Genomic DNA, 12095 nt, shown 5'->3' on the forward strand with positions numbered 1-12095 from the left:
ATGACTTAACACCCGGCTGATCGTTGACTCATATTTTAAACGACAATATCACTTTACGCAATCTTTAATGTTAGAAAACATAACATGCTAGACTTATAGAGGAATTTGTTGAGGTTTGTCGAATTGCTATGAGATCTTTTATTCTAGTAGAAGTAAGGTGAGCGATTGGTATGAAGGCATTCACGAGATCACGAATCTCTATGTTATACGTCATTTTAATTGTCGTTTTATTAATCATCGTCAATGTATCTAACAATTTGGCTTCTCGGAATATGGAGAATCAAAGCAACGCGATCGTGAACGAGGCCATCCCTATTCTAACGACAGCTAATAGCTTATTGACCAATTTAATTAATCAGGAGACAGGCCTCCGAGGCTACGAGCTTGCCGGAACTGAACAATTCCTTGAGCCGTATACCCAGGGTAGAGATCAGGTCGCCATGGATTTAAATACACTATCCCTGTACGACAAAAAGTATCCAACGTTGCAAATCATTATCGATACACAAGCTGTGCCTGCCATTACGAATTTGCAAAAGTACTATGATACCACCTTGGAATTATTCCGAGCTGGCAAGATTGAAGAGGCGAAAGCACGTGTCAACGGCGGCAAAACGCTAATGGATCGTTATCGGGTCGTTCATAAAAGTATCGAAAATAATATCGAACAAATCACATCACAAGCTTATTCCTCTTCCCATAAAGCAGCCACCAACGCTCGCATGATCACAAGGATCGGCAGTTTAATCGCAATTATTGCTGCAGCCCTGTCCATTATTATTTCCTTACGATCCATCCAAGCGGAGAAAGAGCTTCGCAAGAGTGAGGAATCTTACCGCTACATGGCGGAGAGTCTGGAATCTCAGAATGAGGAAATTATTGCCCAGCAGGAGGAACAACAGATCACCTTGGCTAAGTTGTCGGAACGCGAACGGGATCTAGAACTCATCTCCTCCTACCAGGAAAAGCTCACCGGCTATGTGAAGTTAACGGATTTTTTGAAACATACACTGCCCGCTTTACTCAACTCACTTGCTCAGGATGCCGCTTTAGTCGTCTTAGAACGTCGCGACCAGGAAACCGTAACGTATGATGTTATTCAATCCATCGGGTATCCCAAGGGGCAAATTCAAGCTTCTCGCAGCGAACTCTTCGGCCCAGCCCGACGAGTATTCGATGAAGGTGTTTCAATCACACATACCCGTGATGTGACGGGACATGAGCAAGGTGTCCATAATGGCATGACGCGAGCGGTCGACCATTACATTCCTCTAATGAATGACAAGCAAGACGTCATTGGTTTTCTTTTACTAACGAGTTACCAAAGCGCACTCTATCAAGATGATAATCAGCGTCTGACCAAAGGATTAGTACGTCAATTCGGACTCGCGTTCTATGCGCAGGTTGTGAATGATGAGAAGCTGCAGCAGGCCGAGAGCCTGGCAGAGCTGAACAATCAACTCACTGCGGAGAAGCAGCTTTTAGAAGGTCAGCATGATCTCATTCAAAATATTTTGGAATCCGCACACGAAGGCATGATGATGTGTGATTCGCAGGGCACGATTCTCTTCTCTAATCATCGTATGAATCAATATTTCGGGCTTAATGAACGTATCGGCCAAAATCTAGTTACCTGCAGCTATGACATTGGAGCCAGTTCACCTAGCTTTCATGGGGTAGCCGCTTCCATTGAAGCCTTGATTGATCGCTCGCTGTCCCATTTGACGCAGCGCTTTAGCTTTCAGCAGGACGAGCAGCTCCAACATGCCGAGCTTTACGCAACCGTCGTTAGCGAGGGCACCGAGCAACAAGGGTACCTATTCGTTTTCCGTGACCGCACGGAAGAAGAACGCGTTGATGAAATGAAGAATGAATTCATCTCCATTGTTTCACATGAGCTGCGGACTCCGCTGGCAAGTGTGCTTGGCTTTATCGAAATCTTACTGCATCGTGATCTTCCGCAAGAGAAGCAGAAGCGTTATATGGAAACCATTTATAACGAAGCCCAACGCCTCTCAAATTTAATCAATGACTTCTTGGATCTGCAGCGGATGGAGTCTGGTCGTCAGTCGTACAACTTCTCTCCGATTAATTTGCAGTCTGTTGTTACTGAAATCGCAGAGCAATGGGAGGATAAGCAGCTTCATCAGATTGTTCTGCATCAACAAGAGCCCGAGCTTTGGGTGCGGGCAGATGTCGATCGTATTCGTCAAGTGTTTGACAACCTCATCAGCAATGCCATTAAATACTCGCCGTCCGCTGATCATATCGACATTCACTTGTCAGCTCACGAAGGTAAAGTTACCATTGCTATTCAAGATTATGGCCTAGGCATTCCTCAGGATGCGAATGCGCATATGTTCTCGAAATTTTTCCGTGTCGACAACTCCGACCGCCGCCAGATTGGTGGTACAGGCCTTGGACTGGCCATTGTGAAGGAAATCGTAGAGGGGCATAACGGGCGCATCTCCTACACGTCTGAAATGGGACACGGCACCACGTTCCAAATTGAACTTGATCAATATGAGATTTCCGGATTAGACGGGAAAATCGTTATTTTTGAAGATGATGATAATCTAGCCAAATTAATTCAAGTCGCTTTGCATAAGCTGAGCCTGCCATCCATCCAGCTTCGTTCCGCTGAAGAAGGCATGATCGCGCTGAAGCGCTGTGAGGGAGAAGGTCCGATTCTTTTCATCGTGGACATTCATCTCGAAGGCGAGAAAACGGGCTGGGATTTCATCGCAGACCTGTACAAGCACCCCGTGCATGCGCAAACGCCGGTTATTGTTTCAACCGCACTCGATCCGCCTTATGATTATCATGAGAAAGAGATTGAGAAATATCTGAAAAAGCCGTTCACCATGGAACGACTCGTGCAGGTGGCGAAACGCTTGCTCGATAATAAAAGCAGCCTAGCCTATGTTTTTCCTGCCCAGAACAAAGAAACACTCTCCAGCACTTTACAACGCAACGGAATTAATGTGCTGAAGATGCAAGAGACGCAAGATATGATTGAGGTCGATCTGATGAAGCCCAAATCGGAGAAATAGGCTATATAAACTGAGAAATGCGAAAGTGCAACTTTTCTCCATCACATATACGATTTCAGTAGAAATTGATGCGAAAAGGCATCAATTTCTCTATTTTCAGCTCTGTTTTGACCTTTTCGACCCCATAAGATGCCTTTTGGCATTTATTTATAACATTGAAATGAATGCCTCTGAAAAGGATGCTTTTTTTGCATTTTTGCTATCTGTGAACCGAACATAATCTTAGGCGGAGAGATTTTATTATTATGGTAAAGATAGAGGGATTTCTCTACAGAATGGCCAATATATTAGAGAAATAAAGAGGTAATGAAGAGAAAGGGTGTGCCCCTTATGGCAAAGCTTGAATCCGTTTCCAAACCAGTGCGAGGCCGGAGTGTTTGGGCGTTATTTTTCTCCCTGCCGATTTTTGCATGGGCGATGTACGATTTTGCAAATACCATTTTTTCTTCCAATATCGTCACTGTTTTCTACCCGTTTTACTTAAAAGAAACGTTAGGAAAGAGCGAAGAGCTCAACCAGATTGCGAGTACCTTCATCACTTACTCCAATGCGCTGTCTAGCTTCTTCTTAGTGCTCCTATCTCCCCTATTCGGGGTCTGGATTGATCGTACGGGCAAAAAGAAAGCCTACCTCATCCCCTTCACTCTCGTCGCAATCATCGCAACACTCCTTATGGGTTTCTCGGCATTGTGGGAGACGGATCAAGAGTGGTTAGGGCTTAACACGTCGATTCTCGGCGTCATTCTGTTCTTCATGATCGCCAAATTTTTCTATAACTCCAGCTTAGTTTTCTATGACTCCATGATTTCGGATCTGGGCAATGAGCGTGAGATTCCTCTGATTTCTGGGTTTGGTGTAGCGGTAGGTTATGTAGGCACGCTCGTCGGCCTTATCGCCTTCCTGTTCGTTAGTGATAATCACTTCGAGAGTACATTCATCCCGAGTGCTGTTATGTTCCTCATTTTCTCACTGCCGATTATGTTCTTGTACAAAGAAAAGCCTCAGAAGTCCGTAGCAAGCAACAAATCGCTCCTCAGCGGCTATCGCGAGATCTGGGCGACGTTCAAGGAAGCTCGGAAATATCACGCAGCCTTTACGTTCATGATCGCTTACTTCTTCTTTAACGATGCCATCGCCACAGCGATTGCCGTTATGGCTATTTATGCGAATACGGTCATGGGCTTCTCGACGGGGCAGTTCATTCTGCTCTATCTGGTGTCCACGGTGTCTAGCGTTATCGGCTCCTTCCTCTTCGGCTATGTCACGCGCAGCATAGGACCTAAACGAGCGGTGACGATCGTCGCTCTCATTCTTATCGTGGCGATTTCCCTCGCCTCACTGGCGACGAGCCAGAGCATCTTCTGGGTAGCAGGCAGTTTATACGGTGTCTCCATGGGTGCTATGTGGGTGACTTCCCGCACACTGATCGTGCAGCTAACGCCGGAAGACAAGCGCGGCCAGTTTTTCGGTCTGTTCGCCTTCTCCGGGAAGGTGTCCTCCATTGTTGGACCTGCGCTGTACGGTTCCATTACGTGGGCATTGGCCTCGTCAGGCAACTTAGCAAGCCGTGTCGCTCTGGGCTCCTTACTTGTCCTTGTTATTATTGGTCTGATCGTCCATATGAGAGTTCCGCAAAAATTGCAAAATCCTGCTTAATTCATGTACAATTACTTCTAACCAGAGGAAGCAGACAGAAAACACTAGAGCATTTAAGGCTTTAGTGTTTTTTTGCAAGCATCCGAAGTTTGCCAATCTTGTCAGACACACATCTATCGTACAGGCGTTCTCATCAGAGAGAGGGGATATGGAAATGACTTTGCGATACAAAAGGGTTCTCATTAAACTTAGCGGCGGGGCTGTAGCAGGTGATAGCTCTTTCGGTTTCGACCCTACACAGCTGGACCATATTGCCAATGAAATTATGACGGTTGTGAATTTAGGTGTTGAAGTGTGTCTTGTGATTGGCGGAGGCAATATTTTCCGAGGCAATATGGGCGAAAGCTGGGGCATCGAGAAAGCCGAGGCCGATAATATCGGTACGCTCGCAACAGTCATCAACAGCTTGATGCTGCGCGGTGTGCTGAAGGCGAAGACGGAGGCCGAGGTGCGTGTTATGACAGCGATTCCAATCGCTTCTGTGGCGGAGCCTTTCATTCGTTTACGTGCCATTCATCACTTGGAAAAAGGGTACATCGTTATTTTCGCCGGCGGGAATGGACAGCCTTTCGTTACGACGGATTATCCATCCGTGCAACGCGCCATCGAAGTGAACTGTGATGCCATACTAGTCGCCAAGCAAGGCGTGGACGGCGTTTTCGACAAAGATCCGAAGCATCACCAAGAAGCGCTCCAGTATAAATCGCTCCATTATAACGATGTGATTCAGCATAATTTGAAGGTAATGGATCAATCCGCCTTCATCCTAGCGCGTGACTACCATGTACCGATTCATGTGTTCAATTTCGATAAGCCTGGCTCGATGAAGGACATTTGCGCGGGGCTGAATACGGGGACGATTATTAGTGCGTCATCTGAACTTATTTATCATTAACATAAGCCAAAAAGGATAGATCAGCAGAGCGATCTGCCGATCTATCCTTTTATTTAGCCGAGGAGGAGCACGTAATAGTCATTCGCGTTTCTCGTCGCAAACCCACAAGATTCATAGAGCCCAAGAGCCTTCTCGTTCTCCACCGATACTTCCAGCTTAATATGCGCAGCTTGATCATTTACTTTAAGTGCCGTAATCGTTTGGCTTAAAATCTGGCGACCATAGCCCCTGCCTCTAACCTCCGGCAATACGCAAAAGCCATAAATAAATCCGCTAGCTCCCGGCTCCACCATCGCTCCAAGTTTTCCGATCGGCTCTTTGTCTTCACCTAGCTCTGCTATCCACGTCCGTTCCTTATCCCCGCTGATCGTCTGATTGACATACTCACGCGTATCCTCTTCCGACATATCGAAGCCTGACATATTCAACTTAACGAGGAGCTCCGTATCGGAACTGTCCGCTAATCGAATGGTTAGTTGTGTTTGCGTGGAAACAGGCGGGATTACTTGCTCTTTTAACTCCATCACATACTCTGAAAAAGAATAATTCGCCCCTAGCTTCGTCAGAAAAGCTTTCCCGCTCTCCGAGCCACGCTCATTAATGAAAATTAGCTTAGGAACTTTTCTGTTCTTGCACGCTTCGATTGCCGTTTGAACGAGCTGATTGAAAATCCCTCGACGCCGCGCCTCCGGATGCACCATGCCGCTGATTTCTACCTCGGTGGAAAGGAAGCTGTAGATCGCGAGAAAGCCGATAATCCGGTCATTTTCGTAATACACAAAATCATTTGTCACGAGAGCTGGACGGCTATTCAATGTGCCCCAATTTAATTTAATCTCGATGCCTTCATGCTCGTTGCATATTTCCCACAGCGCTCGAACTTCCTCCAGCTCTTGCGGAGAAAGGCCCGCTCTTGCATATATCCCTTGTTTCATATGTTGTCCTCCATTATTCTTCTCATACATATGGACTACCTGCAGTCATTATACATGTCTGGGCGCTCGGGTGGTAAGCTAATAAATCGTTCTACACATTTTTTCGTGCAGCCGTGAACGGTTTGCAGGAGCTGTTCGTACTATCCATGAAATCAGACAGAGAGGATGTTCAATCACTTGGAAGAGAACGAAGTTATTCGTCGGGCCATGCGAGGCGACACTGCGGCTCTGTCTCAGCTTCTGCAGAAGCATTATGCATTTGTATATAAATATTTGGTCAAAATCACGCTGAATCCCTCCCAAGCTGAGGATCTCACGCAAGAAACGATGGCCCGATGTATCGAAAAAATAAAACTCTACAACGGGACTTCGAAGTTCTCGTCCTGGCTAATCACCATCGCCACTCGGTTGATGATCGATCAGAGTAGACGCCGCCTTTCGGAGCGCAAGTGGCAGGAGAAAGAGCAGCAGCAAGCCTTGCGCCAGCTTCAATGGCAGACGGCACATCACACGGATGACGCTTGGCCGGAAGTGTTAGACGCCTTGGCAGATATGCCGCGTGAGAGTCGCATACCGCTCATTCTCAAGCATTACTACGGGTACACGTACGAAGAAATTGGCGGCATGCTCTCTCTTGCAGAGGGCACCGTGAAATCAAGAGTGCACAACGCATTGAAACAACTACGAAAGGAGCTGAAGTAGATGGATGAAGATTCGCATAAGTGGAGGCGAGACGGGAGCGAAGGCCTGAGTGCGGCGGACGAGCGGCGAGATGAGCGTGAGCGAGGAAATGAGAGTGATAGGAGTGCAACGCAACGTGAAGTGCAAGCCGATGAAGTGACCGCTCGCCAACTGCGCGAGGGGCTGGACCTGCTCGATGCTGCCATCCATGTGCCTACTCCGAGTGCAGCTTGGTTTGATCAGCATATAGCCGTGACGCAAAGTAAACGGCGCTCCAAGCTGATGCGCGACCTGGTCATCCTATGGATCGGCGCGATGCTATTGTTTTATGTGTTTTATCTGACGGTAACGGCTCAGCCCGTTGCCTTCCTCTCCATCCAAGCTGCGGCGATACTGATTCCCCTAGCTTGGCTAATTCTTAGAAAGCAGGTGGCTTCTCATGACAACAACTGATTCCAAATTCGACCAATTGCCCCTTTGGGCATGGATCTGCCTTGCATTCATTATGCTACTGCAAAGCACATGGCTGTACATGGACTCCCGCAAACGCGGTGCCCGTCACCCTTGGTTTTGGGGCATTTGGGGCATCATTCAAGCTCCGGTTCCCACGATTGTTTATCTCTTTGCAGTGCGTAAGATTCACCGCAAATGATCTTCGTTCTTACTTAAAACGGTTGCCTTCATGGCAGCCGTTTTTTTCATGCCCGCGCGGATACAAGTATTGGTAATAATCAAAATCATATTGACTTCCTTCGGTCGAGTCGGCTATGATTTGGGTGTTATTTTACTAACTTAGTAAATTAGTAATTTAGTAAATTTAAATCGAAAGGAATGAAACCCATGTTAACCAATCGCTATGTCCGAACGATTCTTCTGTCTCGCGTGCTCCTGCAGCTCGGCATTTGGATCCGTAATTTCGCTATCCTCCTCTATATCTCGGACATTACGCACAATAATCCGCAGTATATATCCTTGATTTCCATTGTCGAGACGGCGCCTATTTTTATCTTCGCCTTTATTGGCGGTACGTTCGCCGACCGATGGCAGCCGAAGCGGACCATGGTTTGGAGTGATCTTTTATCCGCTGTAACAGTATTCCTTGTATTGCTTACCCTTTTATCCGGCTCTTGGGTTGCCTTGCTAATTGGGACGTTCATATCTGCCAGTTTATCGCAGTTCTCACAGCCTTCCGCTATGAAGCTCTATAAAAAGAATGTACCCGCGGAGCATCTCCAAGGTGTTATGGCCATGTCTCAGTCTCTCGTTGCCATTTTCATGGTTTTGGGCCCTGTGGTCGGGACGTTCATCTATCTGAACTACGGTATCGAAGCTTCTCTTATCCTCACGGGCGTGATGTTCTTCGGATCATTTCTAGTCCTCACTTGCCTCCCAAAAGACGACGCAGAAGAAACCTCCTCAGGAGGCACAAACTTCTTGAAAGAGCTAAAGGCCGGCTTGCGATATGTGCAATCCAATCATACACTCAGATCGCTAAGCCTCACCTTCGGTGTTACTGGATTAGCTGCTGGCCTAGTTCAACCACTTGCGTTATTCATCGCTGTCGAGAAATTAGGGCTAAGCAAACAGTCCTTACAATGGTTTTTGATGGCGAACGGGGCTTCGATGCTGATCGGCGGGGCTATCATTATGAGCGTTGCGAAGAGAGTCAAACCGCAGTTTTTGCTTGCGACTGGTTTGCTAGTAAGTGCCGTCTGTACCGTTGGCGTTGGAGCCTCTACCCTCGTACCCGTGACGCTGATCTTGCAAATCGTAAGTGGATTGTTCTATCCATGTATCCATGTCGGCATTCAAACCCTGATTATGCGTAACACGGAAGGACCGTTCATGGGGCGAGTTGGCGGTGCGATTACACCGATTTTCATGGGGATGATGCTCTTGGGGATGGCTGTAGCAGGTTACTTGAAGGACATGACGTCATTATTAACGGTGTATGTTTTGAGTGGCAGTTTGCTGGTGATAGGCGTTGTGTTGTTAAACCCGCTGCTACGGAAAAATCAACTCAAAGCGGAGCAACAAACCATGTAAGTATATTGCCGTCGTTTACTTATTTCTCAACACGGTAATAAACCCATCGAGGATTTGATGACTTATTCGGAACCCCTTGCCTTGATAAAACTTTAACGCAGCATCGTTTCCATTTGATACAAAGATGAACAGATCGCTTATCGAGTCGAAGGCATGTAGCCAATCCATGAACTTTTCGAATAAAACGGAGCCAATACCAGCACTACGATAAACTTCTTTTATATAAAACTGAGAAAGACAGCCTACGGCCTCATTTTTTTCAGTATCATCATTCTCGTTTCAAAACTCATGTTATCAAACAACTCTGGGTGTATATAGGTACACGCGATATTATCGTCTGAAATAACCTCGTTATGGATGTTCATATTTATTTCCTTACTGACATACTGTCCTGCGCACACTGATTAATAAGCAACTTCTATCTGGACGTTTGCATCTTCACAGGCCTGGACCAACTCATTTTCCGGCAGGCGATCCGTCAGTATCCGGTGCACACCAAATAAAGGCGCAAACGAAAAAAGCACTTTAGCCCCGAATTTGGTATGATCCAAAACGACGTTCGTTTCTTGCGACTGCTTGATGGCGAGTCTTTTCATTTCCGCTTCATAAATGTTTGAATTGCTAAAGCCATGCTCAATGCTAACGCCGGTCGCACCTAGGAAAACACGATTGAACGCCATCCCCTGCAGCGTTTGAACAGCTACAGGACCGATCAATGAAGATGTGGCCTCAAGCAACATACCGCCTGTCATTAGCGTTGGAATGTGTTTGCCCGCAAGCTCATTGGCCACATTCAGAGCGTTCGTCACGACGGTAATGTTCATGCCTGGAGGCAAATACCGAGCAATTTGCTGTGTAGTCGTTCCGCCGTCAATAAATATGGAGTCGCCTGGACGGACTCGCTCCGCAGCGGCACGTCCGATCCTCATCTTCTCCTCCATAAATACGCCGGAACGTTCCAGCAAAGCCACATCTTTCCCGACGAGAATGGCTCCGCCAAACGTCCTCTTAATTAAACCAGCTTCCTCCAGCTTCTCCAGATCACGCCTGATCGTCATCTCCGTTACTTGGAAAGTTTCCTTCAAATCGGTGATCTTAACTTCCCCATCACAGGTAATCCGCTCCAGGATCTGCTGCTGTCTCGCATTGAATCCGCTATTCATTCCAATCTGCATATACGAACGGCCTCCCGCCGAGGTTTTCACGACATGTAAAACTAATCTGTATCCATTTTATAAGATCAATTCCAACCGGTAAAGCACGGATTCGCCAGGAGTGAGCATACGAGGTCCGCCTCGTTCCTGTTCTGCCGCGCGTCCTTCTACTTTACAATTAGCTGGCTCAAGTCCTAAGACATGTTCGCCTGCCCCAGGCATACGCCATTGTACCAACATGGGCAGTGTGTCTGCCGACCAGCGCAGTTTGGCTGTTACAGGACGTAAGACGCCGCCGCTTGGAAATGATCGGTTATGAATTTGCACTTCAGCCATACCAGCAGCATCCGAGGCAAGATGACTAAGATGATGATAATACACGCCTTCGGAAGCTGCAGGATCAGGTTTCTCCCAGTTCTCACAGTTTTCAGTCGGCAAGCCAGCTTCCCGAGGTTCGATGTCTGCAGGAGGGAATTGAATGGTCGTTTGTTCCCCGAGCAGCGGAAAACCAAAGTTAAAATGATAGAGCAACATATGTGGGCTTGCGGTAAACCCCATATTTTCGACCCGGTCATCGATCGTTATACGGTTCTCACCAAGCCGGCCGGAAAGGACGCGATGCAGCCGTAGTCTGGCCCCGAAAATGGAGATCTCCTCCACAATTCCGGACACCTGCCATTCCAACTGGTCACCGACCCACTCTTCCCGAATGTTAACTTGTCTTGCCGGCGTATGATGTGCTCGTCCATGCAATCCGTAGCTGCCCGTCTCCGCCACGCTTGGCGATCCGACATGTGTAAGCCCGCAAGTCATGAGAAGCCCACCTGACGCCGTGCGCAGCCATCCCGTACCTTCCGGCTCATAATACGCAGGTGACACGTCACCATTAGGTGATTGCCAGGATATAGGCACTCCCCATAACTCCGTTAATGAAATATCAAGCCCTTTGGAAGGGACGATGTCAAAAGCAAGCCCAGCCCCTGTCCGAACGCGAATCAGTTCGACCCCCGCTTCTTTGCCTTCCGTCAGCTTCATCCGCCGGATCCCGCCGATCTGCCCCAGATGGCCGACCCGTGCCTCAAGCTCCCGTCTTGTCCAGTCTCGGCCATATAACTGCATCGTCTAATCCTCCACGATTACTGGCATTCTGACAATGTTCGGATCTGTGAAAATATCGAACTCATCACGGCTAGTGCTCGAAAACTCCGATACGATGGCGCCATCCGGCCCCCCTTGAAACCAATGCTTGGTTCCCGGCTGAATCGTATATTGCTCTCCAGGCAGTAATTCGATTTCATGGAAAACAGTGTAGAATTGTTCACTTCCCGCTGGTATTACGGCTTGCATGTTCGGCGTAGATTCGCCCTCGACGTATAACAACACCTTCCCCCAGCGACAGCGGAATGTTTCCATCTTGCCAGGCTTGCCCTCTACAGGCGGGTGCAGATGCTCTGGGCATGTTTGCCTTGGGAAAAGCACAAGCTCTTTGGCACAGTACCGATCTGTGTTCACATAGGTAATGAGCTCAAGCCCTTGATTGGCCAAATCGCCTAGACCGAACCCAGCGACTTCAATAGCATCCTGTTCTTCCGGTGTAAGCACGATTCCTGCCTGACGAAATAGCGTTGCTGTTTCCGTCTGGGCCTTTCTTACATCGCTTCTTCTTAGTGTCATC

General features: G+C 47.7%; 12 protein-coding genes. 7 read left to right on the plus strand and 5 right to left on the minus strand.

Annotation, left to right across the window (positions count from 1 at the left end; translation table 11 throughout):
• Window positions 1-170 precede the first annotated feature (170 nt).
• The 3 genes from AC58QO_RS19100 (at window position 171) to pyrH (ending at window position 5604) form a co-directional block, all read left to right on the plus strand.
• Entirely contained in the window at window positions 171-3053 is a 2883-nt protein-coding gene (locus AC58QO_RS19100) for an ATP-binding protein (RefSeq protein ID WP_497268274.1), read from the plus strand.
• 330 nt (window positions 3054-3383) lie between these two features.
• Window positions 3384-4709: an MFS transporter gene (locus AC58QO_RS19105; RefSeq protein ID WP_497268276.1), complete on the plus strand. Its 1326-nt coding sequence runs from the start codon at window positions 3384-3386 to the stop codon at window positions 4707-4709.
• 154 nt (window positions 4710-4863) lie between these two features.
• A complete protein-coding gene (gene pyrH, locus AC58QO_RS19110) occupies window positions 4864-5604 on the plus strand; it encodes a UMP kinase (protein ID WP_497268278.1) in 741 nt (246 codons plus the stop codon).
• Window positions 5605-5657: 53 nt separating this feature from the next.
• Here pyrH and AC58QO_RS19115 read toward each other — a convergent pair whose 3' ends face one another.
• Window positions 5658-6539 carry a GNAT family N-acetyltransferase gene (locus tag AC58QO_RS19115; protein WP_497268280.1) on the minus strand — a complete coding sequence of 294 codons (882 nt, stop codon included), beginning with the start codon at window positions 6537-6539 and terminating at the stop codon, window positions 5658-5660.
• A gap of 177 nt (window positions 6540-6716) precedes the next feature.
• Between AC58QO_RS19115 and sigY the strand changes: the two genes are divergently transcribed.
• From sigY to AC58QO_RS19135, 4 genes are all read left to right on the plus strand, one after another.
• Window positions 6717-7241, plus strand: a complete 525-nt coding sequence (gene sigY / locus AC58QO_RS19120; protein WP_497268281.1) for an RNA polymerase sigma factor SigY — start codon at window positions 6717-6719, stop codon at window positions 7239-7241.
• Complete coding sequence (locus AC58QO_RS19125) at window positions 7242-7673, plus strand: YxlC family protein (RefSeq protein ID WP_497268283.1); 432 nt, start codon at window positions 7242-7244, stop codon at window positions 7671-7673.
• Window positions 7660-7872: a sigmaY antisigma factor component gene (locus AC58QO_RS19130; RefSeq protein ID WP_497268285.1), complete on the plus strand. Its 213-nt coding sequence runs from the start codon at window positions 7660-7662 to the stop codon at window positions 7870-7872. The genes AC58QO_RS19125 and AC58QO_RS19130 overlap by 14 nt, the downstream gene beginning before the upstream one ends.
• A 188-nt stretch (window positions 7873-8060) precedes the next feature.
• Window positions 8061-9266 carry an MFS transporter gene (locus tag AC58QO_RS19135; protein WP_497268287.1) on the plus strand — a complete coding sequence of 402 codons (1206 nt, stop codon included), beginning with the start codon at window positions 8061-8063 and terminating at the stop codon, window positions 9264-9266.
• A 15-nt stretch (window positions 9267-9281) separates the two neighbouring features.
• On the opposite strand, the gene AC58QO_RS19140 is transcribed toward AC58QO_RS19135, so the two are convergent.
• The 4 genes from AC58QO_RS19140 to AC58QO_RS19155 all read right to left on the minus strand — a co-directional run bounded on the left by AC58QO_RS19140 (window position 9282) and on the right by AC58QO_RS19155 (window position 12094).
• Entirely contained in the window at window positions 9282-9488 is a 207-nt protein-coding gene (locus AC58QO_RS19140) for a GNAT family N-acetyltransferase (protein WP_497268724.1), read from the minus strand.
• A 182-nt stretch (window positions 9489-9670) separates the two neighbouring features.
• Window positions 9671-10441 (minus strand): DeoR/GlpR family DNA-binding transcription regulator, encoded by a 771-nt coding sequence (locus tag AC58QO_RS19145; protein ID WP_497268289.1) that lies wholly within the window; start codon window positions 10439-10441, stop codon window positions 9671-9673.
• 57 nt (window positions 10442-10498) lie between these two features.
• Window positions 10499-11539 carry an aldose 1-epimerase family protein gene (locus tag AC58QO_RS19150; RefSeq protein ID WP_497268291.1) on the minus strand — a complete coding sequence of 347 codons (1041 nt, stop codon included), beginning with the start codon at window positions 11537-11539 and terminating at the stop codon, window positions 10499-10501.
• A 3-nt stretch (window positions 11540-11542) separates the two neighbouring features.
• Window positions 11543-12094, minus strand: a complete 552-nt coding sequence (locus AC58QO_RS19155; protein WP_497268293.1) for a D-lyxose/D-mannose family sugar isomerase — start codon at window positions 12092-12094, stop codon at window positions 11543-11545.
• Window position 12095: the final 1 nt, after the last annotated feature.

This window comes from Paenibacillus sp. J31R30 (assembly GCF_059692115.1).

Coding starts and splice junctions, on each gene's coding strand:
- AC58QO_RS19155 (WP_497268293.1), bottom strand. CDS start 12,094: ATGACACTAAGAAGAAGCGATGTAAGAAAGGCCCAGACGGAAACAGCA.
- AC58QO_RS19135 (WP_497268287.1), top strand. CDS start 8,061: ATGTTAACCAATCGCTATGTCCGAACGATTCTTCTGTCTCGCGTGCTC.
- pyrH (WP_497268278.1), top strand. CDS start 4,864: ATGACTTTGCGATACAAAAGGGTTCTCATTAAACTTAGCGGCGGGGCT.
- AC58QO_RS19100 (WP_497268274.1), top strand. CDS start 171: ATGAAGGCATTCACGAGATCACGAATCTCTATGTTATACGTCATTTTA.
- AC58QO_RS19115 (WP_497268280.1), bottom strand. CDS start 6,539: ATGAAACAAGGGATATATGCAAGAGCGGGCCTTTCTCCGCAAGAGCTG.
- AC58QO_RS19145 (WP_497268289.1), bottom strand. CDS start 10,441: ATGCAGATTGGAATGAATAGCGGATTCAATGCGAGACAGCAGCAGATC.
- AC58QO_RS19130 (WP_497268285.1), top strand. CDS start 7,660: ATGACAACAACTGATTCCAAATTCGACCAATTGCCCCTTTGGGCATGG.
- AC58QO_RS19125 (WP_497268283.1), top strand. CDS start 7,242: ATGGATGAAGATTCGCATAAGTGGAGGCGAGACGGGAGCGAAGGCCTG.
- AC58QO_RS19150 (WP_497268291.1), bottom strand. CDS start 11,539: ATGCAGTTATATGGCCGAGACTGGACAAGACGGGAGCTTGAGGCACGG.
- AC58QO_RS19105 (WP_497268276.1), top strand. CDS start 3,384: ATGGCAAAGCTTGAATCCGTTTCCAAACCAGTGCGAGGCCGGAGTGTT.